Genomic DNA, 25230 nt, shown 5'->3' on the forward strand with positions numbered 1-25230 from the left:
AATTACTCTCAAGCCAAGCTCAATGCAGTGGCAAGACAACTCAATGAACGACCTAGAAAAACACTAAACTATCAAACACCGGCAGAACGTTTTGCCCAATCTGTTGCATCGACGGGTTGAAATCAAGACCCATAAGAGACGGTCGCAGATAATAAAATCAGCCGAAGATGGTTTAAGCGCTTCTTAGTGGCCCGTCATGACTTGAACCTGGGACCAAAGGGTTATGAGAGCAGAAATCCAAAGAAAAACACTGGGATTTTGTGTGGTTACGCCTCCAAAATATCGGTGCGTGTATTTGTGTGACTAATTTGATAAGAGGAGAAGAAACTCAAGTTCACCCATTGGATTTCAAAAAAAGTGCTTTGGAGCAATGATCTCAATACCTCGCTACTCCAGAGCACTTTTAAAGAATGCGCCAGGCGTTACTTAAAGTAATGCTTCTTTGAAGTCTGGCAAAAACCCAGACCGATGTTGGTAAATAATCTATCCGCCCTCAGCACTTTTTTTAACAAATAGTCTGATAAAGAAAATAGCCATCCCAATCATAAATAAAATTACAGCCAAACTTAACTGACCAGCAAAAGATCCAAATAGTTCTATCCACATTTTCATTTTGACCTACCTCCTACTTTATGACTATAGAACTTTCAAATAAAGATCAATTTGACTGATATCAAAAAAATTGCCTATATCAACATGAGAGTGATAAATATTTTATGATGGTATTACTCGAATTTAATGGCTTCTGGCTTTGCAATAGGTTCGCCTGCTGCTGCCCAAGCATCGAATCCACCTGATATAGACTGCACATGAAGATAGCCCATTTCATGAAGGGCCTTAGATGCAAGTGCTGCCCTACCGCTATTCTTGCAGTACAACACAATTTTCATGTCTCGAGCGCTAAAACTCGGATCATTGCTTAACTTAAACTCCAGTAGCCCTCTAGATATATGGATTGCACCTGGGATATGGCCACTTGCATACTCATCTGTCTCACGGACGTCTAGCAATACATCTGCATCCTGAATAGCCTGCGTTGCATCAGCTAATTCAACTTCCTTTATTTCAGACTTTGCTGCTGCAACCAAATCATGTGCCGTCTTCATCTCAATCCTTATTAAATGGTGTAATTATCATTATATGATAATATATAATGATAAGCAAGAAGGTTAGACCTGAGGAAGTTCAACATCTTCCATTGGATAAGCATCAGCAACATATGCTGGTCCCTTCATCACCTTCACCAAAAATGCCCCAATGGCTATAGTAAGGATTGTGAGCCAATACACCACTAGGGTACCAATCACCAAAATATCAATTAACTTGATAGTCGATCCTGTAACCTGAATATAGTCATATGCAACTAGGGCCCTGGTCACAATAGATGGAAGGAGAATGATTAAACTTCCGATGCCCAATATTGCAGGCACGCCATGAAGAATCTTTCGCTCAACCCCAGGAGGGCATGTTACAAAGCCAGGAAGAATATTTAAGAGAGTATTCATAGGCTCTTACTCTAAGCTCAATTCATTCACGCCACTTTGTTTTAAATCAAACATATTTCACCGCCACCCATTAAGAGCGCCAACCCCACTAAGAGGAGAATTTGATCAAATACCCTATAAATTCATTCCCTGCCCGCTACAATAAAAAAATATGAATACAATTTCAGGACCAGTACAAGAAAATGATTATGAGAAAACAATTCATGAGCTTAATCGTGAAATTGTCAGACTTGCCTTTGCCTTGAATTTGGATTTATCCAATCATGCGTACTTGCATGAGTTCTTAACGGCCGATATTGATCGCACGCACGATCATTTTCATAAACGCGAAACATTGAAAGGTCTGATTGTCTTAAGAGGACAAATCTGCATGCAGGTCGGAGACGCTGGTATGGAGCCCCTACCTGGACCAATTCACGAATCAATTTATAAACTACTGCAAGTACATCAATCTATTGGGTGATTCAATAATTAAAAGGTGAAATCATGCTGATCAAGTGCCCTAGCTGTCATAAATTTAATCGCTTACCACTAGATAGAATTAATCAAAAGCCCATTTGCGGGATTTGTAAATCGAGCCTACTCTTAGGGCCTATCGACGCCGACCAAGCGAGCATTAAGGAAATCTTGAGCCAAAGCAAGATGCCTGTCCTTGTTGATTTTTGGGCTCCTTGGTGCGGTCCCTGCAAAATGTTTGCCCCCACCTTTCTATCTAGCGCTAAAAAGCATGGTGAAAGTATTCTTCATATCAAACTAGATACCGAAGCAAATCCAGCTATTGGCCAGGAATTTTTAATTAGATCCATTCCTACGCTAGCAGGCTTTAAAAATGGCACTGAAATAGAGAGGCTGAGTGGAGCGCTTTCTCCCCAACAGTTAGATCAGTTTATTTTGCGACTGCTGTAAAAAATCACATTAAACCAATCACTTACTACTGATTGCAGTAACTCTTGTAAAGAATACCCATTACATCAAGTGCAACCTCACTAGATAGCGAGTAATAAATCTGCTTGCCTTCTCTCCTAGTTCGAACCAAACCCTCATTGCGCAATATAGTTAATTGCTGAGAAAGTGTGGGTTGATGTATTCCTAAGGCACTCTCAAGATCTCCAACACACTTTTCACCCAGACTTATCTGACACAACAATAGCAATCTATCGCTATTTCCTAGCGTTTTAAGTAGCCTACAAGCCTCATTTGCAGATTCCTGCATTCTTTCCAGATCCATATTCACACCCATATCAGGCCCCAAAATTTTTGTAGAACAAACTCACACACATCATTCATTTTACTTTATTATATAATATAATTAAATAAATTAAAGAACAGAGTGCAGAGTCATGGATAACAAACTAGGGATTTCAGGCCGAATTGCAGCATTCTTTCAAGGGGCACAAATTACACCCTTGCTAGCGATCCTTGCTTTGCTTTTAGGTCTATTTGCCATTATCGTGACTCCGCGTGAAGAAGAGCCTCAAATTAATGTCACGATGGCTAATGTCATCATCCCCTTTCCCGGTGCAAGCGCTAAAAACGTAGAGGAGATGATCTCGATTCCAGCTGAGCAAGTGCTATCGCAGATTGCCGGCATCGAACATGTCATGTCGATGTCTCAAACAGGTCTTTCAGTGATCACCGTTCAATTCAAGGTTGGCGTCCCAAGAACAGAAGCTCTGGTAAGGCTGCACGATACCGTAGCAGCCAACTCAGATTGGTTGCCAAAAGGTCTCGGGGTCATGCCCGCCATCATTAAGCCCAAGGGAATTGATGACGTTCCAATACTCTCACTGACGCTATTTTCAAAAAATCCTTCAATCACATCGTATGAGTTGGAAAAAATAGCCAATGAAATTGAAATTGATTTAAAACGAGTGAAAGGGACGCGAGAAGTCACCACAATTGGCGGCCCAAAACGGGCAATCCGAATTGAGGTCAGCCCTGAGAAAATGGCACTCAAGGGTGTCACCATTCCAGAACTCAGAATGGCGCTAGAAACTGCCAATCTAGGCATGCCAGTTGGCGATCTTCTTACAGAACAAGGGACCGTTGCCATTGAAACTGGCCCTTTTCTAAGAAACTTAATAGATGTGGAGAGCATTGCCTTAGGAGTTCGCCAAGGCAACCCCGTTTACGTCAAGGATGTGGCTACAGTCATTGAGGGGCCAATGCAAAATCGACGCTTAGTTTGGCATGCGGACGTTGCTGATAAAGGCCCTGCAGATCATCCAGCGGTCACGATTTCAGTCACCAAAAAACCTGGTGAGAATGCCGTCGATGTTTCCAATCAAGTACTCAGCCAATTGCAATCCCTAAGGTCCACCCTAATACCCAAAGATATTGAGATAGCAGTCTCGCGTAATTATGGTGAAACTGCTAATGAAAAAGCTAGCAAACTCATCCAGAAACTCATTTTTGCAACATTGTCAGTAGTGGCTTTGATTTTCTTTGCATTAGGTCGTAGAGAGGCGATGATTGTTGGATCGGCGGTTGTACTTACCTTAGCCGCAACATTATTCGCCTCCTGGGCTTGGGGATTTACCATCAACAGAGTCTCCCTATTTGCCTTGATATTTTCAATTGGAATTTTGGTGGATGATGCCATTGTGGTGGTTGAAAACATTCATCGACATCAACTGCTATTCCCCAATAAACGCTTAAAAGAAATTATTCCTGGCGCAGTGGACGAAGTTGGCGGGCCCACCATTTTGGCAACACTTACCGTGATTGCTGCACTACTACCTATGGCCTTTATTAGCGGTCTGATGGGTCCATACATGAGCCCCATTCCTATTAACTCGAGTATGGGCATGCTGCTATCACTTGCAATTGCCTTCATGGTTACACCTTGGATGGCAAGAATTTGGCTTGCTCAACACTCAGATAGTCAAAAGGCACACTTTAATCTCGCTCAGTGGATCAGCCCAAAGTTTAAGAAAATATTTGATCCCCTACTGAGTGATCAATCTGGAAAAAGAAATAGGAAACTTCTCGCAGGCGGGGTGATCGGAGCAATCTTGATTTCACTCTCACTACCAATGACAGGCTTGGTGGTATTAAAGATGTTGCCATTTGATAACAAATCAGAATTTCAAGTGATCTTGGATATGCCGCCAAGTACTAGGGTCGAAAAGACCTCAGAGGTTTTGAGAGAAATGGGTGTAGCCCTATCTAAATCTCCTGAAGTAAGCAGCTACCAGATTTATGCAGGCACTTCCGCCCCGATAAACTTTAATGGCTTGGTACGCCAGTACTACTTTAGGCAAAGCCCAGCATTGGGCGATATTCAAGTTAACCTCGTAGATAAGCACCATCGGTCAGATCAAAGCCACCTCATTGCAAGCCGCATTCGTCCTGCATTGCAAGAGATAGCAAAAAAATATAACGCCAATGTCAAGGTGGTAGAAGTACCTCCAGGACCTCCAGTGCTTTCTCCTATCGTTGCTGAGATCTACGGCCCTACCCCAGAGGGCAGACTGAGTGTAAGTAAATCAGTGAGATCCGCTCTTGAGAAAACCGATGGCATTGTCGATATTGATGACAGTAGCATCGCAAAATCGCCAAAGCAGTTCTTGCTAGTTGATCGTCGGAAGGCAAGCTTAATGGGCGTTTCTCAACAAGCGATTGTGACAACCTTAAGGGCTGGTCTTGCTGGAGAAAATGTTGCTTACGTTCATGACGAATCCAAATACTCTGCGCCTACAGAAATCAGACTCCCAGAAAATAAACAGGACTCATTAAAAGAGTTGCTGAAATTGACTGTCAGAAACTCACAACGGGAGGCAGTGCCTCTTAGTCAATTAGTTTCTATCGTAGACGCGGACAGAGAGCAAACCATCTATCGCAAGGATCTTCTGCCGGTAAGCTATGTTATTGGAGATACCGCCGGAAAAGTGGATAGCCCTTTGTATGGCTTATTTAAGGCCAGATCGCTGACCAAAGAAATTAAAGATCCAAACGGCAAAGAAGTGGAAGAATTCTTTACTGCCGCCCCAAGTGATCCCTACCAAAGCTATGCCATCAAATGGGATGGTGAGTGGCAAGTTACTTATGAGACCTTCCGTGATATGGGCGCTGCTTATGCGGTTGGCTTAATACTCATATATCTACTAGTTGTAGCGCACTTTGGCTCCTATCTCACGCCACTCGTCATCATGGCGCCGATTCCCCTCACGATTGTTGGGGTGATGCCTGGGCATGCTCTGCTCGGCGCGCAATTTACAGCAACCTCCATGATTGGCATGATTGCACTGGCTGGCATCATTGTGCGTAACTCAATACTGCTGGTTGATTTTATTAACCTTCAGGTTCGCCAAGGCATTGCATTTAAGGATGCCGTGGTGGATGCCGCCATCACGCGAGCCCAACCTATTGCACTTACAGGGTTAGCAGCAATGCTGGGGGCATTCTTTATATTGGATGATCCGATTTTCAATGGCCTTGCAATCTCATTAATTTTTGGAATTCTGGTATCAACAGCGCTCACTTTGGTAGTGATTCCCCTGCTCTATTACTCAGCTTATGCACATCGAGTAGACAAAATTCTCCAATCAACCCATTAATTCATTTAAGGAATTCATCATGACATCTTGGCAAATTGTTCGCATCATTGCAGGCACATTTATTTTCATCTCAGTAGCGCTTGGCGCTCCCGGAAGTCCATGGTTTGCAAATGAATGGTTCTTAGCCTTTACCGCTTTTGTTGGCGTCAACATTTTGCAAAGTGGTTTAACTCGCTGGTGCCTCATGGAAACAATTGTTCGCAAGTTGGGCGCTAAAGCTGGCGCATAAATTCAAAGGTTACCAATGAAACTCCTCGATATAAAACCTTTTGCAGCGGCTGCGATGGCATTGCTAACCATTTCATCCAATTCGGCTATGGCAACAAGCTTAATGGAGGTATGGCGTGAAGCCCAAAATAGAGACCCAGAATTCATTGCCAGTCGCTATGAGCAGATGGTTGGAGAGAAGAGACGCGATCAGGGAACTTCCTTATGGCTTCCAAGCGTTAACTTAACCGCCCTCACCGGCAGCATGAGCTACAACACCTCAACCACTGGCGCGCAATTCTATGCACCAGGTATGGGCACCTTTAATGGGGCTAATTTCAATACCTCAGTCAATAATGGTTTCGTTAACCGATATACCGTCGGCGCTACCCAATCAATTTATAACCGCGAGCGCCTCGCCCAAAGCCGACAGCTCAATCTCTCAGCCGATGCCTCCAATCTTGGTGCTCAAGTAGCGAACCAAAATCTGATCTTGTTGGTTGCCGAACGCTATTTCGATGTCCTTAGTGCCGAAGAGTCTGTTAGATTGGTCAAAAAACAAGAAGCAGCAATTGCCAATACGCGCCAACAAATTGAGAAGCGCTTTAGGCTTGGCGATGCCAGTCAAACTGATATGCAAGAAGCAAACGAGAGATTGGACACGGTAAAAGTACGCGCTCTAGATGCAAGTAATAATCTTGCAGTCAAAAAACTTGCCTTACAGGACTTATTCGGGGGCGTAGTTAATATTGAGAAATCAAAAATCAACTTAAATGTTGCGCAACTATCACTTCCAAACCTCGAAACTCATGTAGGAAAGCTTAAGTCCCAGAATATCCAACTGCAAATGCTTTCAACGCAAGAAAAAGCTGCGAAAGAAGAGGCTGAAAAGTACGGTGCAGCAGCCTCACCTAAGTTGGATGCGGTTGCACAGTCCTCTAAAGATAGTTTAAGTGGATCTGGCAATTTTGGCCCCGCTAACAATACAGCAACCAATAATTATCTCGTTGGATTACAGCTTTCAATCCCTCTATATACCGGCGGCTACCGCACGGCTAAGCAAGAAGAGTCATTGCTCTTGGTTGAAAAGATTAAAGCCGAGTACAACAAGTCTGAGCAGAATCTAGAGAGAACCTTAAGATCAGTTTGGTATTCACTCAATAGCGCAAAGGATAAGCTGACGGCATTATCAAGTGCCCAAAAGACTGGCGAAGCAAGGTTAAGCTCTACTCGGGTCGGGTATGCGCATGGTTCTCGCACCACGATGGAACTTTTGGGAGCCGAAAGCGACCTTATTGCCAATGACTATGCGCTTTATATGGAAAAAGTGAACTATCTTCTTAATCGATTACGCCTAGCTGCGCTTACGGGTGAAATCTCAGAGCAGGATCTTTCAATGGTAAATGCATACCTTAATTGATCCAACAAAAGCAAACTTAGAAGAACGAAGGAAATCAGATGAAGAATTTAGAAGCTAAAAAAATGTGGGATGACCGCTTTAATAGCGAAGACTTTCTATTCGGAACTGAAGCAAACACATTTTTACAAGAGATGGCCCCAAAGCACCTCAAAGAAAATGCCCGAATTTTGTGTATTGCAGATGGCGAAGGCAGAAACTCTACTTGGCTAGCCCAGCAGAATCACCAAGTTGATGCGTTTGACTTTTCTGATATCGCAATTGAGAAAGCAAAAAAGTTTGCGAGCAGTAAAAATGTAGAGGTCAATTACGTTGTATCTGATTGTCAGTCAATAAATTGGGAGGCGGGCGATTACGATGCAATCATTGCGATATTCATTCAATTCTCAAACCCCAAAGAACGCTCAAGATTATTTAAAGATATGCTATTAGCATTAAAGCCGGGCGGCGTCTTAATCCTGCAGGGTTACACGCCCAAGCAATTGGAATATAAAACCGGTGGGCCAAGTCAGATTGAAAATTTGTACACAGAACGAGTTATAAAGAGTTTGCTTAAGAATACAAAAATTGAAGTCTTAAAAAGCTATGAAGCAGAATTAAGCGAGGGAAAAGCGCATTCTGGAAAATCAGCACTAATTGGGGTGGTGGCAATTAAGAAGCCAGTATCAATATGGCAGTTCGCCCTATCAGCAATCATGATGCCGATGTTTTCATAATCAGCGGTGAATTATTTTCTAGCTATTAATTACTATCAGCGAATTACAGTCCTCGTTTTGCAAAATCTTTTAGTGCATTCATATTGGGAATTTGGACTGAAAGCCTTGTAACATCTGAAATTAAGCCCAGCTCTGACATAGATGCCAAGGCCCTACTAATTGTTTCAAATTTGACATCCATCATTAAGCCCATATCCTCACGCCTAAAAAGTGGCGAGACTGTGTGGGAGCTCGATTCTTTTGCAAGCTGAATAAAAAATCTGGCTAGGCGAATTTCAATTCGCCCAGTATTGATCTCAGAGAACCATGCCTCAGATTCCGAGAGCGCCTCCCCCCATTTTTTGACTATTTGACGATGTAATCTTGGAGACCATTCTCCCAGACTTGAAATAACATTTTTAGGAATCTTACACGCACGAATATTAGTCAGCGCTGTAGCAGCGTGCTTGTAATAATCACCCAATAAGGCCTCCATCCCAAATAAATCTCCCGGTTTCACAAGCCGCACAATTCTGCTGGTGCCATCAGGATTGAGATGGAGTAACTTTAAATAACCTTGACGCAAGGTATAAACATGCTGAGCAGATTCACCCTGGGAATAAATCAAAGAATTTGCTTCATACTTTAAATCGTCAATTGGTGAATGAATTTTAGAGAAATCTACTTCATTTAACTCTGCGAACAAAGCAGAGCTTCGGATAGTGCATGACTCACAGTCACTCTGACCCTGCCAAGCAATCTTTACATCTACAGGCTTCATTATCGCAATATTCTCAAGTTAACTCTATAGACATTTTTTTATGCGTATATTTGTAAATACGTTTATGCGTATATACAGGCTGCATAATAAACAGGGTAAAACGTTACTAATAGTAAGTGAGTGCACTAGCTTTACCCTTAAAGATTCTGTATGAAAAAAGGGTATAACCCAGAATGGTAGGTAGAACTACGATTGCACCCCAAAAAATAAACCATAGAGATTCAGTAGCTGCAGCCGCTTGCCACAATGTCATTTTCCCAATAATGACATATGGAAAAATACTATAAGCAATACCAAAAAATGCCAGCCAAAAAATGGCAACAACACAGGCAAAAGGTAACCACTCTCTCTTGCTGGAGCCTTTTTCTATTGCATAAATAAAATGATTGGCGAGAAAAAATAAAATAGCAGTAGCAATGGGAATTGGGGAGAGCCAAAGAATTTGTGGCCAAGAAAACCATTTATGCATAATTTCAGGGCTGAAGTATGGCGTGGCAGCAGAGACCAATGCAATACCAAATCCAGTGAGCCACAGACTGGTTTTAGCCCATCTAAATGATTGCTGCTGAAGCTGACCTTCTGTTTTTAAGATTAGCCATGTTGATCCAAGTAGCGCGTAACCGGCAGGTAAGCACATTCCAACTAGCAGTGAAAAAACCCAACCCAAAATTCCTGAATCAAAACCCACGATCAGGCGGCCGATCATAATGCCCTGAGATGCAGAGGCAATCAGGCTGCCGATATAAAACAATAAATTCCAAAGTGGCTTTTGCTCAATATTGACTTTGACCCTAAAGTCAAATGACACACCTCGTAAAATTAACCCCATCAACATTGCCGCTACAGGTAAATAGAGCTCAGTCAGTATCGGCCCATGAGCTAATGGAAACGCAACGAGTAATAGGCCAACACCTAAAACAATCCACGTTTCATTGGCATCCCAAAAAGGGCCAATCGATGCAATCATCATATCTTTATCATGGTCCGATGCTCGATTGAGTAGCACCCCAATTCCTAAGTCGTAGCCGTCCAGAACCACATAAGACAGCATGGCAAATCCCATGGCGACAAAGAAAAATAGTGGGAGCCAAATAGATGCTTGGGTATAGTCAATTGTGGTCATAACTTAAGTCCTAAAAAGACTCCACGAAGCTTCAGATTTCTTTTCAAGATGAGTTTTGGGATTTTCTATATCGTCGGCTTGGCGAGCCAAATAGAAGACTACCCAAATGTAAGCAGCTAGCAAACCCACGTATAGGGTTAGGTAAGCAAAAAGAGTAGAAAAGACCATGCTAGTTGGCAAAGTAGTTGCAGCTTGTGCAGTAGTGAGTACTCCAGTCACCAAATAAGGTTGTCGCCCAATTTCAGTTACGTACCAACCGGCTAAGACGGCAACCCAGCCAGAAAAGGTCATCAGAACTAAGCCTTTGGCTATCAACTTTGGAAGAGGTTTATTTTGACGCATCTGCCAACGTCCTAACCATGAAAATAAGAGCATCAACACACCAATACCAACCATCACTCTAAAAGCAAAAAATACAGGGGCAACAGGCGGAATCTTATCTCCAAAGTCATTTAATCCTTTGACCTCGCCATCCCAACTATGGGTTAAGTAAAAAGACGCCAACTTAGGAATACTGATCTCATAGTCGTTGGTACGAGTTTGTTTATTGGGTATCCCAAAGATCACTGCAGGCACACCAGTACCGCCATTCCAAATTCCCTCCATAGCGGCTAGCTTTGCAGGTTGATGATGAAGGGTGTTTAGGCCATGTAGATCTCCAAGCATAATTTGAATAGGCGTTAAAACCATAGCAGCAGTGAGCGCCATTTTCATCACCATCAAATTTGCTTCCGAGCGGCTATTACGAAGGTAGCGGTAAGCAGAAATACCGGCTAAGAAAAACGATACTGTTAAAAATGAAGCTAACATCATGTGCCCCAGGCGATAAGGCATCGATGGATTAAAGATGATAGCTATCCAATCAACGGCATGCGCTCTGCCATCAATCATGGTAAAACCCTGCGGAGTTTGCATCCATGAATTTAAAGCAATAATCCAAAAGGCTGAAAGGCTCGTCCCAAAAGCCACCAAAAAAGTAGCTAATGTATGCACTCTTTGCGAAACACGCTTTGCACCAAATAGCATGACGCCTAAGAAAGTTGCCTCAAGGAAAAAGGCTGTTAGGACTTCATAGGCCAATAATGGACCGGCAATATTGCCAACGGTTTCCATGTACCCAGGCCAGTTTGTTCCAAACTGAAAGCTCATCGTGATACCACTCACGACACCTAAAGCAAATGTTAAGGCAAAGACTTTGATCCAGAACTGATATGCCTCTTTCCAGCAATCTAACCCAGTCCTGTTGTGTTTAATCTTGAAGTAGAAAAGGAACCAGCCTAAGGCAATCGAAATAGTCGGGAACAAAATATGGAAGGAAATATTTGCACCAAACTGGATTCTGCTCATAATAAGTGTGTCCAACATCCTATTGCCCCTTATTTTTGATGTACTTTTTTATTATCCTCTTAACCACTATGAATTGCTGAGCTTGGCTTTATACCCATCTCATTTAATCGACCGTTAAGACAATGCGAGCGTCAAACCTCAAAATGGATTAATTTACGGGGAGTTGATGATGGCTGACCTATAGTGCCGTGAAAATTAATGTGTAAAGTGTGTGGAGTTTGCCTACACACTTTCTAGCATGTCCAGCGTTACTTAAAGTAACGCTCAAATGACCAAACCTCACCTTTAGTCTCAAAAGCTAGCTTTTTGTGATGTTTAGGTTAACTTTAGGTTCTCTGGTTATGAGAGTAGAAGCCCATGATAGACCCCTATAAACAGGGGGTCTGCGGGTGGTCAGTGTCGGTGTGTAAGCAAATGTGTAAGCAAATTCAGGGATTTAAAAGAAGCGTGGGATCACTCTTTAGTTTTGAAAACCAAAGGTGTTTGGAGCAACCATCTAGCACTTCGTTGCTCCAAAGTTCTTTTTTTGAAGATTGATAAGCGTTACTTAAAGTAACACTCGCTTTTCTGGACGGTGGCTAACGACCCATATTAGACACCCAAAGAAAAACCACCCGAAGGTGGTTTTATGGGGTAGCTTATTTTAAGAACTCTGTCGTCACATCATTTTGTGGGTATGGTAATTTATCGACCTGCCAAGTCTTTGATTTCCCGGACTTAAATACTTCATTCAAATTAATCTCGATAAAGTTCGTACGATTTGCGTAGTTAGCAATTTTCATGCGATTATTTTTTAAATCTTTAATATTTACCCACTGCGTGTAATCAGAAACAACCTGCTTTCCATCCGTTGAACGAGCAACTCCAACAGGAATATCAACGTTATTCAATATATGATCAGCAGCTTGCATAGCATCAGCACTATTAGCTGGCTGATAGGCAAACTGCTTCAAATAAGTAGCTCTGACAAAACGTGATGGTGGAGTGTAATCCGCCGGTAAACCCAGCAAACCACCACCCTGACCCAGCTCAGTCACATTGACATTGCCTACAGTTACAGATGATGTTGCAGTCGATGTAAGCGATAGATAGTTGCGTACATTATTAAGATGCCAGTCATACGTAGGGGCATTAGTTAACACTCCCGCAACGTTGTTATGGATCATCATTTGACCCTTAACAAACTCGACCACAATACTGTCGCCACCACGATCAGTTAATACGAGGTGTAACCAAGGTGGTGTTGGTAAGCCCTTGACTTCGCTTGGGTCAAACCAAACCTTATATTTAGGGAGCTCGCTTCGCAACTCCTTAACCGAGCTAAACATTCCTAAAATAAAACCTCCTAAGTTCAAGATAGAAACATAGTTCTTATCTTGTGGAGTAACGGTTTGATATTCAGTAAAGCCAGGCAAAAAATTTCCGCTAATACCAAGGCCAGCCTCATTTTGACCCTCTAAATATGCAGGAGGGCCTGCTAATACTCCAGGCGCAATTGCGACAAAAGCATACTTACTCGATAGGCTTGTTGCAGGCAGCTTTAGTGATGCTGGTGCGCTAAGGGAAATAGGCGTGCCTTTGGGGTTTGCCGTGAGCTGCCACTTCATATCAAAAGCCCATTCCATGGTTCTACCCGCAACTACCGATCCATCTTTTGCAACTATATTTACAGCAGTACATGCATTGCTCGTAAATGGGGCAAATGCCAAAGTAGCGGAAACCGAAGCAGCCACTATTTTTCTCATCATTATTTGCTTCACGAAAACTCCTTAGCACAGGTCAAATTGAATATCAAAAGGATAGCATCGTTAAGTCAAACCAAGACTTCCTTTTAAGTACTCTTTTAATTTTGCGGCAGTGCATTATAAAAATTAGAACCAATTCTCATGCTCTGAGCGTATAGTTATTTTTAAGGGGAATAGATGAAGCGGATTGTAGATATCTACCGAAAAGAGCAAAGGGGCCAAGTTCTCTGGACTTATATCGTCTCTCTAGGCGGAGATGGTTCTCACCCTGGTCTTGAAGACTTTAAAAAAGAAGCTTTACGATTAGCCGTTATGGATAAACGTGGCTCACTTGCAAACTTAGATGCTTATGTCCATCTTGAAATCATCAAATAACCATGGGTAATAGCACATTACACGCAATCGCTATTGACGAACTTCGCTACTCAAATCCAGAGTTTTATCGAGAGTATTGCCTACTCATTGAGGGAATTAGCAATCAAATTCGAGAGTTAGCGAAAAATCAAGCTGATCGTTTAGATTACAGTAGCTTTACCGAAAGCTATGACCGAGCTAGCCATGAGCCGGTATTGCAAGTGGTCATTGGAATCCAAGAGACAGAGTTGTATATTCATATCTATATCCACAAAGACAATTACTTTGTTATCGGCAAATCTGGAAGTGGCGCGATGGCCAGAAATGCGGAAGAAGCGCTAGCACTTGTAGCGCAAAAGATAAAAGCGACTAAAAAATGAATCGGCAGCGAACAATGCTCAATCAACCCAACCCTTCCCTTACGGGAAAAGGCGGTGTGGTGTATGTCATTGATGATGATGAAGCGATTCGAGATTCCCTGGCTCTACTACTTAATGCCTATGGTTTTAGGGTCAGCCCTCATGAAAGTGCCGAGAGATTCTTGCAATCACTAGCCGCTAGTGATCAACAATCTTTGGGCTGTGCTTTAGTAGATATTCACCTTGGTGGCATGTCTGGAATCGAACTTCAAGAAACGCTTCTGAATATGGGCCTTAATATTCCCATTGCGTTTATTACTGGCCATGGGGAGATCACCACTGCGGTAAATGCACTTAAAAAGGGGGCTTTTGACTTTATTCAAAAACCAGTAGATGAAGAAAAGCTTTATAGCTTAATCAATGAAATGCTATCAAAGGCCTATCTTAGTAAAGAACAATCTACGGAGCTCAAAGAGATCAAAGAGAGATTTAGACTTCTAACCCAAAGAGAATTTGATGTGCTTGATCGCATTGTTGCTGGCAGGATTAATAAGGAAGTTGGCATGGACTTAGGTATTTCAATTAAAACCGTAGAAGCGCATCGAGCGAACCTCATGGAAAAGCTCAAGGTAAATCGTGCAGCTAAACTACTTCAGTTAACCTTGAGATATCGAGAGGCTAAAGCCAAAGGGCTTATTTAATGGGGGCCGTTACCCAAAGTAACGCTCAAATAGGCATTCTGGATTCCAACATTTTTATCATTGCATAGACTGATTCATTCAATGGGGTAGGAATTTCATATTCCTTTCCAAGCTTAACAATATAGCCGTTGAGATAATCAATTTCGGATTTCTTTCCACGCCTTAAGTCCTGCGCAGTTGACGATATCTGAGTAGACATAGTTTTTGCTATAGCATCATTAGCCGCCATTGCTTCATGCCTCTCTATATGCAGTCCTTTTTGAGCGGCTATCTGTAAAAACTCCTCAGTAATCCCGTTAATTAATTTCACAATTTCAGGAACCTTTACCATTTCCCCGTATGCAATCTGACCAATTCCTGAAATGGCGTTGTAGGAGCAATTAACCAAAAACTTTAACCACATGTCCTTTAGTATTTGGGGCGCTATTTCACAAGGCACAGCTGCACTCTGAAAAAGTTCACAAACGCCAGCAAGATTCTCAGAATCCCTTAGGAACAACTCCCCCACAGTTCCCACCAATAACTCACCCCTGCCATGATGTTTCATCACCCTATCGCCCACCATTCCACAGGCCACATAAACGACAGCGGGATATACAGCATTGGAAATAATTTGTGAGGCTACATCTACATTAGCAACCCCGTTCTGTAAACTCAGTACAACTGTTTCTTTTGGAAGAATTGGCGCTAAGTCTTTGAGTGCTTTCTCGGTATCATGCGACTTGACGCAAAGCAAAATCAAATCAGCATCAGATAAAAGTGATATGTCATTACTCGCTTTGATGGGTATGGTCTCATTAAATGTTTGACACTCCATTGCTAACCCATGATCCTGTATTGCTAGAGCGCGATCCGATCTTCCGACTAGGGTAACGTCGTGATGGGCACGAGCCAACATGCCACCAAAAAAGCAGCCCACAGCCCCAGCACCCAATACATAAATCTTCTTGAAATTCTTCAATTTCTTATTGTTTAGTTATTTTTCTCTAAAAAATATCCGCTATCTAAGCGGATACAAGCCATAGCTAGTTATGGAGGAGACTTTTTTAATCCTACGCTCACTTTTTGATGTAAGCAAGCGTTACTTAAAGTAACGCTCAAAAGACAAAACCCCAGCTATCTCTAACTGGGGTCTGCTTTTCTGGCGGTTTCGTCAGACTTAAGTTCTTGTCCCGCTTGGAAATGGATATCCAGGCGCCGTTTTATCTACCTTAACCGGATCTAATAATTCAATATTATCCTGAATTACTGCACAGGAAGATTCATCAACTATGTTGACCTTGAATGGGGCCAAAATTTGAACCCCATCCGACTCTACTTCCCAAGCGTGGTCACCGTCATACAGCCAAACCTGCCAGCCATCGTAATAAGCATCTTCGATCTCAGCCTGTTCATCCTCACCAATATCATCACTAAACTCAAATTCAGTAGCTATGGCATCATCAAACTCACATCCCCACCCTGTCTCAAGCGCACAATAAACATATCTAGCATCTTTGGTGGGCAGGTTGCATTCCTCAAACTCCAAAAATCCCTGCCCAAATCGATAGGTTGTTGAAACATTAAACCAACTTAGCGATCCATCTTCGTTTTTTCTATACATCTCCGCGTCGAATATGGCACTCTTTTTTTCTAAAGGCAATACTTGGTATAAGTTAGTCATAGTTAATTCCTTTTTATTATTTAATTGTATGTTTAATAAAGCTTTATAGGTAGTAGAACTCAGACGACTTCATTCTACGAATCCAAGTTTTAATGGTTCTTATTCCAACCTGATAATGTTCTGCGGCAGCTGTAATGGATTGGAATCTTCCATCGGGGGTCATTACAGGTTTCGGTAAACAACTCCTTCTTGATATCTCGTCCTCAGACATCTCATTAGCAAATCGAAAATTATCTGTCCGAGTTTTTGTAATCCAAACTTTCACAGCATTACCCGTTACCGCGTAATGCTGGGCGGCTGCCGTAATAGATGGAAATAGCCCTTCCGGGGTAATTACCGCCCTAGACCGTCCATTCTTTTCCCCATAGTTCCAATTAACGCGGCGAGTCCCATCTGCATAACTTGCTGTAACAATTTGACGCATTTTGTGACAATGCTCCTCTCCCCAAGTTACTTCGTGGGTATGAGGCATTAAGCTCATCCTCTGCTTATGTTGACTCCAATGCATAAATTCCTCCCAGTCAACTTGGTTTTTATTGGCTAACATAACTACAAATTTTTCTGCTTGCACAATTTTCCCCTTAAGAAAGATCATCAAGCAAGCCATTGTTGGCCATGCATTTCCAATTGTCGGGATCAGCCGTCATCAGCTGCGCAAGCTTAACTGCTGTTCTTAAGCTAACTTTATTAAGGCCCTCTAAGTTCTCATAAATGTAATCCAATACTTCATGCTGCCCACCCTCACTAAGATTAAAGTCTTTAAGTAAATTCTTTTTAATTACCATAAAACAGACTTGTTTGAATAAACTATCTTTTGTATTGTCAGCAATGCAAATTGAAAAACTGCGATCCTTTAATGCGTCTAAGTGAGCTGAAAGCTTATTTCTGCTACCACCAAAGCCAATATTTGAGATAAGAATTACGCTGCCACGAAACTCAAAGCTTGTTGGTACTTTTACCGTAGTCTTCAAATAGGTTTTTACGCACCATTTTCAATAACTCACTCTTATCACTAGCAGCGTCAAACCGTTCGACTAATTCGTATATTTTGGTTAGTAGTTCATATAGGGCTAAACGGCCAGCCACGATATATCGGTCGTTAAATTGCTCATGCTCACGTGCTAGGTCATTAGCTTGGCCAATCAAACTCTTGCTAATAACCAAGCCAGTTGCACCCCCATTTATAGCTATTACTGTTGCTTTTGTCATTTGCTTCTCCTTACTAAACATAGCGAATCTGCTATGAATTGAGTTTAGGATGTATTGACTGTTTTGTTGATTGATCTATAAATCTATGAATTAAGTGCTAATATATTTTTATGAAAAAAGAGATAAGCTCCTCAATTCCAGGACGCACGATGTCCGACTGGTCGACCAAAGGTATTCAGGGCTATGTAATGCTAATGTTGGAATTTTTGCGAATTAGCCCAAGCTATGCGTTGGCTAAAAAGATACGGGGAAGCAAGCTTAGTGAAAGCAAGATTAAGCAGCTAATCATCGAGTTATATTCAAAAGACAAACGAGAGCCTCTTTCTAAGTTAGAAATCAACCAAGCCCTTGTCGACTTTAATCAGGTATTAGAGACTTACGACCTCTTTGGGGATGTTTCCAAAACCCCATTTAAAGAATGGTGGCTAAAGCGCGGAGTAGATATCTACGGCTCACCACACAACAAACCAAAAGTTTGCCAAATCGCCCGCATTGAAAAAGATGAGGTATTTGAACCTCACTTCAATAAAAATTTAGAACAGTATCTTGGGAAGATTAGATTTACCGAAGGTAATCCAACCAGCTTGGTGCTGGGTGTGCCTCTAGGTATGCCTAAAAGCTATCTCTTGAGGCAGATATCAAAGCTAATAGACTTGGCTAAGATTCCCTTGCCCCCAAAATCCCAAAGAGCCAGCAGACCGCTTGCAGCTAAAAGACTTAGGTCAGAACCATTATTAATTCAATTAAGAACAATAATGTATAGGGCTCGACTGCCGGAGGCCCAGCTGTGGAAGATAGGAATCCATGCCAAGGTAAGCCCAAAACATAGCAAGGCATTAAATCTAGAGCTCAAGAAAAAAACAGCAGCCTCATCCCAGCCTAAAGAGCATATGGCTATGCTCACTAGTCGAGCACTTTTAAAAGCTAAGTACGTTGCAGAAAATGCCGCTAGAGGAATCTACCCTAGCTCGAAGAAGGTATTGATACCGCACTACGATTTCAACGAGCTATATGAACGAATGCGCTTATATAGACCAGAGCTAAAAGCCCGAAAAGCTAAATGAGCTCTACCGCCCTACGCTTCATATCGTCATTGACATCAATATAGGCTTGAGTCGTACTGATATTTTTATGGCCAGCCAAACTCATCAGCACCCTCACCCCAATTCCTTTACTGGCTAAATTGGTAATAAAGCTTCTGCGTCCACTATGACTAGTAGCACCCTCTATTTGACACTGCCTATAAATGGCATTCATATGCTGAGTTAAGGTATTAGCCGTAAACCCTCTTCTTGGGAATTTCTGAGTCGGAAAGAACGCCCATAGAGAATCTCTTACTTTTAAGCTATCCGCATAGCTCTGCAGCTCACCTTTTAGCTTCTCGCTAACAAATACAGCACGAGCAACTGCGCCCTTGGTCTGCTCTGCTCTCAAACGAATCTCGCTTTTAACATCGTTATTGGCGTCTAAAACGTCGCACATACGTAGCGCAGCAACTTCACCCACTCTGAGCCCAGCCCAGTGAGTTAATAAGAATATAGCGCGATTACGTAGTGCGTGCTTTGAACCCTTAACAAAATTGAGCACTAACTCTAATTCCTCAGATTTAAATGTCTTTGCTTGTGGCATATAGATAGCTCCTAAAACACATATTTACTTATCTATAAGCATATTTTCTGATGTGTCAGTTGGACAAGTGGGAGTGTCAAAATGCCACGGATTGCTAGACTTGTTGAGATTCAATGGGTTACAAGCTGAACTAATGATTTCAGCAATTTTGTGTGGTTTTTTCTTTTTTGGAATTTTCGTGGAAAACCATGGCGGAAATGGCAAAAAATAAACTGCCTTAATCCTGGCTACAGAAATAATCGTAATCAATTGGTTGTTTAGCGAAAAATTTAGAAAATATATCAATGCCTCGATCTAAATCCTCCGAAAGACTCTCGATTTGAGCAAGTGCATCGTTTAGCTCCAACTGCGTATAGCCTTCCTGATCTTCGCTGTCGTCATCATCAACATCATAATTAACTGAACTCATACCATCCCAAGGTTCTTTCGTATACAAGCCATGTATATTTGGCCCTCTTGATAACATATCTGCAATATGACCACTATCAATCTCCCTATACACAAGGTTGTAATTTGCATAAGAAATATCCGCAAGAGCATTTATGAGTGAGTCAACAACATCAGCAAAGTCAAGCTTACGAAACTCTTCATTTCTTTCTTCTATAAATTTATCAACGTACATAAGACGATCGAATGATCTGAGATCTTTTATTCCACTAGGGTGAGGTATAAAATTTTCGGCAATGTCTCCTCCTTTTTTTGTAACAGCCAATATTTGTTGAGTAGCGAGGTTAATAAAAATAAGGTTCGGCTTGATACTTTCATCATTAAATACCTCACCAAAATCTGGGTAAACAGATAGTAGCTCTTTAGTACTGATCGACTCATCAATGAAAATTGCTAATAAATGATGATGGTATTCAGCGCCATATTTCTTATCGAAAGCATCCATCATATCCAAATCTACCAAGGAGTTATTTTCATTCGACTCAATGCGATCTCGATCATAGACATCAATGAGATTTCCTGATGCATTTAGCTTTTTTATCAGTGCTAATGCTCGAGGCGTTCCGCCAGTTAACTTCATGCATAACTCCTTAGCGCTGAATTATTGATAGACAGCATTAAGGGCGAACTACATTCGCCCGTGATTTCGCTTCTCGCTCATCACATTTATTTCTTTCTATATTACATAAGAATCATGATTGGTTGATAGATTCTTTAGTCAAACGACGGCTATAGCACTTAGAAAGTCCTATTAGCCGCCGCAACGTGTAGATTGGTTCGATGAGTTCCTCAGCAACACGACCCTAAAAGAATTTACTGGAGACAGATGTACTAAAACTCCAAACCTATTGCTAGGAATTCTGCGGCCTACTTGTGGTGCATAACCTTTAGAGCGGTTATGCCAAGTGCGGGCTCATTAGCCGACGTATTACAACCCGCGTTTTTGCCATTTAAGGTGGGCTAACCTTGATAGCCTCAATAAAGATCTACATCCATGTCAAGCAATCATTATGGATGTAACCATAAATGCTTAGGTCATCATCCCAGTGAGATACGTGCCAAAATAACCCGGAATTATCCATGCCTTCAATTGAATAATTTGAATCAATTTTCACTACCCCGGGAGGCGTTAATCCTCTAATCTTGCTAGATTTGCTAGCCTTCTCATATATAGGAACGCCCTCATTTATTAATTCAATATAGAAATATTTTCTATTTGGACTTTTTGACTTTATATAACTTTGGTCTGCACATAAGAGTATCTCTGTCGTTGCATGTAATACATATTCTGCACGCTCTAAAATTCCCTCCTCATCAAATTTAGAAAGATCATTTTTGACTATCCAGGAGGATTTTTTATCACTTCGATATACCTCTGGAGTTAATCGCCAGACATTCCAGTAAGCAACCGAATCAATGTTGAGCTTCATAAGCTCCATCTCTAAAGCATTATGGTCATAAATTATGTAATCGGTCGGCTCTTTTACGTTCTCCTCAAGGTACTTTTTATTTCTCGCGAAATAGGGAACTTTTGAGGTAAGCGACATCAATCCGTTTAACTGCTTATCCTCCAAAAACTGCTTCGCATCGTAAGCGCACTCGAACTTCACATAAATTGCTTTTCTTGCATTTTCTAAGCAACCTCTAAAATCCTTAGCGTTAAAGCACTGCTCAGCCGAACCTAATAAATCCTTATACTCAGAATCTCTAAGTAACTCCACTAAGCTTATTGCAGAAAAACTTTTCCCAAAATGGGATTGACTAGCCTGGTTAAAAAACTCCCAAACAATCAAAAATAAAGGTTCCAATTCATTTTTTGCAGGCTCCAACCCATGGTGCTTTGAGTTCACGCGAAGCTTATTCAAACTATTTAAGTTTTGGCGAAAAGGCAACTCTAGTGGAGAAATTTTTTCATTTATTAATTCAATATATTTACTAAATGCGGCCTTGTCAGGCACATTAACATCCAATTTTTCACATAACCCAAGGAGAAAAGATTCCACAGAATCCTGCAAGAGGTTACATGCGATTGATATCCGTACCCCATTGTTAGATTTAATATTTTCTTGGGCTTGGAAATAAAGACTTCGAGAAAGAAGCAGTTTATTAATTAGTGACTTGTTCATTAAGACATTCTAGCGTTACTTAAAGTAACGCTTAAAAGACAAAACCCCCACCATTTCTGATGAGGGTTTGCTTTTCTGGTGGGCCCACCAGGACTTGAACCTGGGACCAAAGGATTCTGGTTTGTGTAGCTTTCACTACTCCCTGGACTATGCCTTCATCATATTCAAACTTAACGTCTGAACTTAGATGGGTGCCGTCTAGTCTCTACACCTTCAACAGCACTTTCATACTGAAGCTTGGCTCGGCGTTAGCTTGTGCAGCTTTTGGCTGCATTTAGCTTTCTCCGAATTTGACACCATCCCTTATGCAGTTTCCACGCATAAGGCACAACTTTCGCTATGAGTCCTCTGCTCTAACCAACTGAGCTATGGGCCCTAAAACTGTTTTTACTACACACCTTGCTGCTGGTGTTTACCGCTTCAAAACCACACTAAAACCGCATTTACTACACACCATGAAAAAAGCTCTGGTGTGTAAGCGGTGTGTAGTGAATTTATACCGCCTAATTCACCACTAACCTCTTGAATCTATTGAGGTCTTAGTTACAAGACCCCTAGGGCTTCTTTCTTATGAGTCCTCTGCTCTAACCAACTGAGCTATAGGCCCGTTAGTCTTTGGATCAATCTTCTTCGAGGAAGGTCTTGAGTTTATCGCTACGGCTTGGATGACGCATTTTTCTCAGAGCCTTGGCTTCGATCTGACGAATACGCTCACGCGTCACATCAAACTGCTTACCAACTTCTTCGAGGGTGTGATCTGTGCTCATCTCCACACCGAAGCGCATACGCAATACTTTTGCTTCGCGTGGAGTCAATGAATCCAATACATCCTTCACCACATCGCGCATCGAATCATGCAATGCAGCTTCAGCTGGCGCTAATGTATTGCTATCCTCAATAAAGTCGCCCAGATTGGAATCCGCATCATCGCCAATTGGAGTCTCCATGGAGATAGGCTCTTTAGCAATCTTCATAATCTTACGAATCTTGTCCTCAGGAATCTCCATCTTGAGTGCCAAGGTTGCAGCATCTGGCTCATGACCAGTTTCCTGCAAAATTTGACGGCTAATACGGTTCATCTTATTGATCGTCTCAATCATATGAACTGGAATACGGATCGTACGAGCTTGGTCGGCAATAGAACGGGTAATTGCCTGACGAATCCACCAGGTTGCATAGGTAGAGAACTTATAACCACGACGGTATTCAAACTTATCTACCGCCTTCATCAAACCGATATTACCCTCTTGAATCAAGTCCAAGAACTGCAATCCACGGTTGGTGTATTTCTTAGCAATCGAGATTACTAAACGTAAGTTGGCAACAGTCATTTCACGTTTTGCTTCACGCGCGCGCTTCTCGCCGGCGATCATTTGCTTATTTACTTCTTTTAATTCTGGAAGCGGCAAGACAACACGTGTCTGAATATCAATCAACTTCTGCTGTAGTTCCTGAACCGCTGGAACATTACGCTGCAACAATGCTGTGTATGGCTTGTTTTCTTTAAGTAGCTTGGTGGTCCACTCTAAGTTCATGGACATCTTTGGAAAGTCTTTTAATACTTCACCACGATTAACGCCAACTTTGTCTACCAACAAGCTTACGATACCGCGCTCTAGTTTCCAAACTTGGTCTACTTGCGAACGCATTGTGTCGCATAACTTCTCAACACTCTTAGCAGTCAAACGGAAACCAAGTAATTCGCCACGAATCGCTTCTTGTGCCTTGATATAAGCTGGGCAGTTGTAGCCTTCTTTATCAAAAGCCTTGCGCATCTTCTCAGCTTGGGTGCGAACAATCGCAAACTTCTCAAGTGAGATCTGCTTCAGCTCTTCTAATTGTTTAGCATTGGCTGTAGCTGCACCACCGCCACCGCCGCCTTCATCTTCACCACCTTCTTCGTCGCCCTCTTCTGCGTCTGGGTCAACTTCTGGCTCTTCTGGTCCAAGCTTAATATCTTCGGCATTAGGATCAACCAATCCATCCACGAATTGATCAATCTCCATCTCGCCACTAGCGATCTTATCTACGTTAACCAAGATCTCGCCAATCGTGACAGGGCAAGCAGCCAAAGCCATCACCATGTCTTTAAGACCAGCTTCAATCTTCTTCGCAATAACGATCTCGCCTTCACGAGTCAAGAGATCAACGGTACCCATCTCGCGCATGTACATACGCACTGGATCAGTTGTACGCCCGAACTCCGAATCCACTGTGGAGAGAGCTGCTTCAGCTTCTTCTTCCGCCTCTTCTTCGGTAGTCGCTGCAGAAGCATTTTCATTCAAGAGCAGTGTTTCAGCATCAGGAGCCTGCTCATACACGGTAATGTTGATGTCATTCAAGAGGCTGATCAGCGTTTCTAACGCATCTGCATCAGACAACTCATCTGACATCACGTCATTCATTTCGCCATGAGTTAAGTAGCCCTTGGACTTACCCATCTTGATCAATGTCTTCAGACGGGTACGACGTAATTCTTGTTGCTCTTCAGAGCCTAACTGTTGTGCTGCGAATTCTTTTAAGAGCGCCTTTTCTTTTGCCTTACGCTCGCGCGCTTTTTGACGATCAGTCAATACTGGCTCAGCGCCTTCTGCAGGAGCATCCGCTTTTGGCTTGCGGCCTTTTTTTACTTCTTCAGTAGTTTCAACTTCCGTTTCAACCTCTTTTACTTTTTTGCCCTTAGCTTCCTTAACCTCTTTAGCCTCTTTAGCAACCTTAGCTGGCTTTTCTACTTCCGCCTTAGGAGCAACAGCAGTCTTACCTTTTTTAGGCGCCTCTACTTTAGCTTCTGGTTTAACGGTCTTAGTTGGAGCTTTAGCAACTGTCTTGGCAACAGCTTTCACTGGAGCCTTTACAGGCGCTTTTGCTACTGGCTTAGCTGATCTAGCTGGTGCTTTAGCTACAACCTTGGCCACCGCCTTCGTGGGAGCTTTGGCCGCTGGCTTAGCTACCGGCTTCACTGTCTTTGCTACTGGCTTAACTGGTTTAGCGGGCGCCTTTGCTTTAGCTGCAGGCTTGGCAGCAGCCTTAACTGGTGCCTTTACTACTTTTGCGGGGGCTTTTGCTTTAGCAACTGGCTTAGCTGGTGTCTTCGCTTTAGCTACAGGCTTAGCTGCTGGCTTGGCTGATTTGGCTACTGGTTTTTTCTTAATATTAGGCATTTATTAGCACTTACTCACATTACTGATGATTGTTCTCGACTGACTAGGCACAGCCACGTTGTCCACTTGCCCCAAATTTCTTCAAAATAAAGCGCAAGTGGCTGAATTAAATCGGTTTTTTTCTGGGAATAGAGGATTATAGTCGATTGCGACTTTTTCACCCCTTCCCTTATAGAAGATATGGGGTAAATTTCGGGTTTTT

27 protein-coding genes and 1 pseudogene are annotated in these 25230 nt (G+C 42.3%); 11 read left to right on the forward strand and 17 right to left on the reverse strand.

Annotated features, from left to right (window positions below; translation table 11 throughout):
* Positions 1 to 120 (forward strand): annotated as a pseudogene (locus ICN42_RS00005) (IS30 family transposase); the annotation flags it as partial.
* Between the two features lie 363 nt (positions 121 to 483).
* Here ICN42_RS00005 and ICN42_RS00010 read toward each other — a convergent pair.
* The 3 genes from ICN42_RS00010 to ICN42_RS00020 form a co-directional block, all read right to left on the reverse strand.
* Positions 484 to 612 (reverse strand): DUF3149 domain-containing protein, encoded by a 129-nt coding sequence (locus ICN42_RS00010; RefSeq protein ID WP_082783992.1) that lies wholly within the window; start codon positions 610 to 612, stop codon positions 484 to 486.
* A gap of 113 nt (positions 613 to 725) precedes the next feature.
* On the reverse strand, positions 726 to 1106 hold the full coding sequence (locus ICN42_RS00015) for a rhodanese-like domain-containing protein (RefSeq protein WP_062306413.1): 381 nt from the start codon (positions 1104 to 1106) through the stop codon (positions 726 to 728).
* A gap of 63 nt (positions 1107 to 1169) precedes the next feature.
* A complete protein-coding gene (locus ICN42_RS00020) occupies positions 1170 to 1505 on the reverse strand; it encodes a hypothetical protein (protein WP_062306415.1) in 336 nt (111 codons plus the stop codon).
* A gap of 151 nt (positions 1506 to 1656) precedes the next feature.
* Here ICN42_RS00020 and ICN42_RS00025 point away from each other — a divergent pair, with 151 nt between their 5' ends.
* Together ICN42_RS00025 and trxC are read left to right on the forward strand one after the other, a co-directional pair.
* Positions 1657 to 1968, forward strand: a complete 312-nt coding sequence (locus ICN42_RS00025; protein ID WP_062306418.1) for a hypothetical protein — start codon at positions 1657 to 1659, stop codon at positions 1966 to 1968.
* Positions 1969 to 1991: 23 nt separating this feature from the next.
* Complete coding sequence (trxC, locus tag ICN42_RS00030; RefSeq protein WP_062306420.1) at positions 1992 to 2411, forward strand: thioredoxin TrxC; 420 nt, start codon at positions 1992 to 1994, stop codon at positions 2409 to 2411.
* Between the two features lie 25 nt (positions 2412 to 2436).
* Here trxC and ICN42_RS00035 read toward each other — a convergent pair whose 3' ends face one another.
* Positions 2437 to 2733, reverse strand: coding sequence for a metalloregulator ArsR/SmtB family transcription factor (locus ICN42_RS00035; RefSeq protein ID WP_255539188.1), 297 nt, complete (start codon positions 2731 to 2733; stop codon positions 2437 to 2439).
* A 112-nt stretch (positions 2734 to 2845) separates the two neighbouring features.
* Here ICN42_RS00035 and ICN42_RS00040 point away from each other — a divergent pair, with 112 nt between their 5' ends.
* The 4 genes from ICN42_RS00040 to ICN42_RS00055 are packed head-to-tail and all read left to right on the forward strand — an operon-like array spanning position 2846 to position 8404.
* Positions 2846 to 6064, forward strand: coding sequence for an efflux RND transporter permease subunit (locus ICN42_RS00040; RefSeq protein ID WP_062306423.1), 3219 nt, complete (start codon positions 2846 to 2848; stop codon positions 6062 to 6064).
* A gap of 19 nt (positions 6065 to 6083) precedes the next feature.
* Complete coding sequence (locus ICN42_RS00045) at positions 6084 to 6293, forward strand: DUF2892 domain-containing protein (RefSeq protein WP_062306426.1); 210 nt, start codon at positions 6084 to 6086, stop codon at positions 6291 to 6293.
* 15 nt (positions 6294 to 6308) lie between these two features.
* Positions 6309 to 7691: a TolC family protein gene (locus ICN42_RS00050; protein WP_216249115.1), complete on the forward strand. Its 1383-nt coding sequence runs from the start codon at positions 6309 to 6311 to the stop codon at positions 7689 to 7691.
* A 38-nt stretch (positions 7692 to 7729) separates the two neighbouring features.
* On the forward strand, positions 7730 to 8404 hold the full coding sequence (locus ICN42_RS00055; protein ID WP_062306431.1) for a bifunctional 2-polyprenyl-6-hydroxyphenol methylase/3-demethylubiquinol 3-O-methyltransferase UbiG: 675 nt from the start codon (positions 7730 to 7732) through the stop codon (positions 8402 to 8404).
* Positions 8405 to 8447: 43 nt separating this feature from the next.
* On the opposite strand, the gene ICN42_RS00060 is transcribed toward ICN42_RS00055, so the two are convergent.
* From ICN42_RS00060 to ICN42_RS00075, 4 genes are all read right to left on the reverse strand, one after another.
* On the reverse strand, positions 8448 to 9164 hold the full coding sequence (locus ICN42_RS00060) for a Crp/Fnr family transcriptional regulator (RefSeq protein WP_216249118.1): 717 nt from the start codon (positions 9162 to 9164) through the stop codon (positions 8448 to 8450).
* Positions 9165 to 9270: 106 nt separating this feature from the next.
* The gene (locus ICN42_RS00065; RefSeq protein ID WP_216249121.1) at positions 9271 to 10287 is read right to left on the reverse strand and encodes a cytochrome d ubiquinol oxidase subunit II; all 1017 of its coding nucleotides are present in this window, start codon (positions 10285 to 10287) and stop codon (positions 9271 to 9273) included.
* A 3-nt stretch (positions 10288 to 10290) separates the two neighbouring features.
* On the reverse strand, positions 10291 to 11634 hold the full coding sequence (locus tag ICN42_RS00070; RefSeq protein ID WP_255539189.1) for a cytochrome ubiquinol oxidase subunit I: 1344 nt from the start codon (positions 11632 to 11634) through the stop codon (positions 10291 to 10293).
* 638 nt (positions 11635 to 12272) lie between these two features.
* The gene (locus tag ICN42_RS00075; protein WP_216249128.1) at positions 12273 to 13394 is read right to left on the reverse strand and encodes a choloylglycine hydrolase family protein; all 1122 of its coding nucleotides are present in this window, start codon (positions 13392 to 13394) and stop codon (positions 12273 to 12275) included.
* Positions 13395 to 13556: 162 nt separating this feature from the next.
* On the opposite strand from ICN42_RS00075, the gene ICN42_RS00080 reads away from it, so the two are divergent.
* The 3 genes from ICN42_RS00080 to ICN42_RS00090 are packed head-to-tail and all read left to right on the forward strand — an operon-like array spanning position 13557 to position 14793.
* Positions 13557 to 13754: a hypothetical protein gene (locus ICN42_RS00080; protein WP_215310090.1), complete on the forward strand. Its 198-nt coding sequence runs from the start codon at positions 13557 to 13559 to the stop codon at positions 13752 to 13754.
* A gap of 2 nt (positions 13755 to 13756) precedes the next feature.
* A complete protein-coding gene (locus ICN42_RS00085; protein ID WP_216249131.1) occupies positions 13757 to 14113 on the forward strand; it encodes a hypothetical protein in 357 nt (118 codons plus the stop codon).
* Positions 14110 to 14793, forward strand: a complete 684-nt coding sequence (locus ICN42_RS00090; protein WP_370625987.1) for a response regulator transcription factor — start codon at positions 14110 to 14112, stop codon at positions 14791 to 14793. Before ICN42_RS00085 ends, ICN42_RS00090 begins: the two co-directional genes overlap by 4 nt.
* A 25-nt stretch (positions 14794 to 14818) precedes the next feature.
* On the opposite strand, the gene ICN42_RS00095 is transcribed toward ICN42_RS00090, so the two are convergent.
* From ICN42_RS00095 to ICN42_RS00115, 5 genes are all read right to left on the reverse strand, one after another.
* Positions 14819 to 15754, reverse strand: a complete 936-nt coding sequence (locus ICN42_RS00095) for a ketopantoate reductase family protein (protein ID WP_216249134.1) — start codon at positions 15752 to 15754, stop codon at positions 14819 to 14821.
* A gap of 198 nt (positions 15755 to 15952) precedes the next feature.
* A complete protein-coding gene (locus ICN42_RS00100) occupies positions 15953 to 16456 on the reverse strand; it encodes a hypothetical protein (protein WP_216249137.1) in 504 nt (167 codons plus the stop codon).
* 43 nt (positions 16457 to 16499) lie between these two features.
* On the reverse strand, positions 16500 to 17027 hold the full coding sequence (locus tag ICN42_RS00105; protein WP_216249140.1) for a hypothetical protein: 528 nt from the start codon (positions 17025 to 17027) through the stop codon (positions 16500 to 16502).
* Positions 17028 to 17037: 10 nt separating this feature from the next.
* On the reverse strand, positions 17038 to 17427 hold the full coding sequence (locus ICN42_RS00110; protein ID WP_216249144.1) for a hypothetical protein: 390 nt from the start codon (positions 17425 to 17427) through the stop codon (positions 17038 to 17040).
* Complete coding sequence (locus ICN42_RS00115; RefSeq protein ID WP_216249148.1) at positions 17393 to 17665, reverse strand: hypothetical protein; 273 nt, start codon at positions 17663 to 17665, stop codon at positions 17393 to 17395. The genes ICN42_RS00110 and ICN42_RS00115 overlap by 35 nt, the downstream gene beginning before the upstream one ends.
* Positions 17666 to 17775: 110 nt before the next feature.
* Between ICN42_RS00115 and ICN42_RS00120 the strand changes: the two genes are divergently transcribed.
* Complete coding sequence (locus tag ICN42_RS00120) at positions 17776 to 18729, forward strand: hypothetical protein (RefSeq protein WP_216249151.1); 954 nt, start codon at positions 17776 to 17778, stop codon at positions 18727 to 18729.
* On the opposite strand, the gene ICN42_RS00125 is transcribed toward ICN42_RS00120, so the two are convergent.
* From ICN42_RS00125 to rpoD, 4 genes are all read right to left on the reverse strand, one after another.
* Positions 18722 to 19294, reverse strand: coding sequence for a site-specific integrase (locus ICN42_RS00125; protein ID WP_216249153.1), 573 nt, complete (start codon positions 19292 to 19294; stop codon positions 18722 to 18724). The two genes, ICN42_RS00120 and ICN42_RS00125, sit on opposite strands and share 8 nt — an antisense overlap.
* A 217-nt stretch (positions 19295 to 19511) precedes the next feature.
* Positions 19512 to 20321, reverse strand: a complete 810-nt coding sequence (locus tag ICN42_RS00130; protein WP_216249156.1) for a hypothetical protein — start codon at positions 20319 to 20321, stop codon at positions 19512 to 19514.
* Positions 20322 to 20727: 406 nt separating this feature from the next.
* Positions 20728 to 21867, reverse strand: coding sequence for a hypothetical protein (locus ICN42_RS00135; protein WP_216249158.1), 1140 nt, complete (start codon positions 21865 to 21867; stop codon positions 20728 to 20730).
* A gap of 620 nt (positions 21868 to 22487) precedes the next feature.
* Complete coding sequence (gene rpoD, locus ICN42_RS00140; protein WP_216249160.1) at positions 22488 to 25028, reverse strand: RNA polymerase sigma factor RpoD; 2541 nt, start codon at positions 25026 to 25028, stop codon at positions 22488 to 22490.
* Positions 25029 to 25230: the final 202 nt, after the last annotated feature.

Source organism: Polynucleobacter sp. 71A-WALBACH, from assembly GCF_018882365.1.
Lineage (GTDB): Bacteria > Pseudomonadota > Gammaproteobacteria > Burkholderiales > Burkholderiaceae > Polynucleobacter.

What these genes read in the sequence shown, in the direction of transcription:
- ICN42_RS00010 (WP_082783992.1), bottom strand. Translation starts at nt 612, where the DNA reads ATGAAAATGTGGATAGAACTATTTGGATCTTTTGCTGGTCAGTTAAGT.
- ICN42_RS00015 (WP_062306413.1), bottom strand. Translation starts at nt 1,106, where the DNA reads ATGAAGACGGCACATGATTTGGTTGCAGCAGCAAAGTCTGAAATAAAG.
- ICN42_RS00020 (WP_062306415.1), bottom strand. Translation starts at nt 1,505, where the DNA reads ATGAATACTCTCTTAAATATTCTTCCTGGCTTTGTAACATGCCCTCCT.
- ICN42_RS00025 (WP_062306418.1), top strand. Translation starts at nt 1,657, where the DNA reads ATGAATACAATTTCAGGACCAGTACAAGAAAATGATTATGAGAAAACA.
- trxC (WP_062306420.1), top strand. Translation starts at nt 1,992, where the DNA reads ATGCTGATCAAGTGCCCTAGCTGTCATAAATTTAATCGCTTACCACTA.
- ICN42_RS00035 (WP_255539188.1), bottom strand. Translation starts at nt 2,733, where the DNA reads ATGGATCTGGAAAGAATGCAGGAATCTGCAAATGAGGCTTGTAGGCTA.
- ICN42_RS00040 (WP_062306423.1), top strand. Translation starts at nt 2,846, where the DNA reads ATGGATAACAAACTAGGGATTTCAGGCCGAATTGCAGCATTCTTTCAA.
- ICN42_RS00045 (WP_062306426.1), top strand. Translation starts at nt 6,084, where the DNA reads ATGACATCTTGGCAAATTGTTCGCATCATTGCAGGCACATTTATTTTC.
- ICN42_RS00050 (WP_216249115.1), top strand. Translation starts at nt 6,309, where the DNA reads ATGAAACTCCTCGATATAAAACCTTTTGCAGCGGCTGCGATGGCATTG.
- ICN42_RS00055 (WP_062306431.1), top strand. Translation starts at nt 7,730, where the DNA reads ATGAAGAATTTAGAAGCTAAAAAAATGTGGGATGACCGCTTTAATAGC.
- ICN42_RS00060 (WP_216249118.1), bottom strand. Translation starts at nt 9,164, where the DNA reads ATGAAGCCTGTAGATGTAAAGATTGCTTGGCAGGGTCAGAGTGACTGT.
- ICN42_RS00065 (WP_216249121.1), bottom strand. Translation starts at nt 10,287, where the DNA reads ATGACCACAATTGACTATACCCAAGCATCTATTTGGCTCCCACTATTT.
- ICN42_RS00070 (WP_255539189.1), bottom strand. Translation starts at nt 11,634, where the DNA reads ATGAGCAGAATCCAGTTTGGTGCAAATATTTCCTTCCATATTTTGTTC.
- ICN42_RS00080 (WP_215310090.1), top strand. Translation starts at nt 13,557, where the DNA reads ATGAAGCGGATTGTAGATATCTACCGAAAAGAGCAAAGGGGCCAAGTT.
- ICN42_RS00085 (WP_216249131.1), top strand. Translation starts at nt 13,757, where the DNA reads ATGGGTAATAGCACATTACACGCAATCGCTATTGACGAACTTCGCTAC.
- ICN42_RS00090 (WP_370625987.1), top strand. Translation starts at nt 14,110, where the DNA reads ATGAATCGGCAGCGAACAATGCTCAATCAACCCAACCCTTCCCTTACG.
- ICN42_RS00100 (WP_216249137.1), bottom strand. Translation starts at nt 16,456, where the DNA reads ATGACTAACTTATACCAAGTATTGCCTTTAGAAAAAAAGAGTGCCATA.
- ICN42_RS00115 (WP_216249148.1), bottom strand. Translation starts at nt 17,665, where the DNA reads ATGACAAAAGCAACAGTAATAGCTATAAATGGGGGTGCAACTGGCTTG.
- ICN42_RS00120 (WP_216249151.1), top strand. Translation starts at nt 17,776, where the DNA reads ATGAAAAAAGAGATAAGCTCCTCAATTCCAGGACGCACGATGTCCGAC.
- ICN42_RS00125 (WP_216249153.1), bottom strand. Translation starts at nt 19,294, where the DNA reads ATGCCACAAGCAAAGACATTTAAATCTGAGGAATTAGAGTTAGTGCTC.
- ICN42_RS00130 (WP_216249156.1), bottom strand. Translation starts at nt 20,321, where the DNA reads ATGAAGTTAACTGGCGGAACGCCTCGAGCATTAGCACTGATAAAAAAG.
- ICN42_RS00135 (WP_216249158.1), bottom strand. Translation starts at nt 21,867, where the DNA reads ATGAACAAGTCACTAATTAATAAACTGCTTCTTTCTCGAAGTCTTTAT.
- rpoD (WP_216249160.1), bottom strand. Translation starts at nt 25,028, where the DNA reads ATGCCTAATATTAAGAAAAAACCAGTAGCCAAATCAGCCAAGCCAGCA.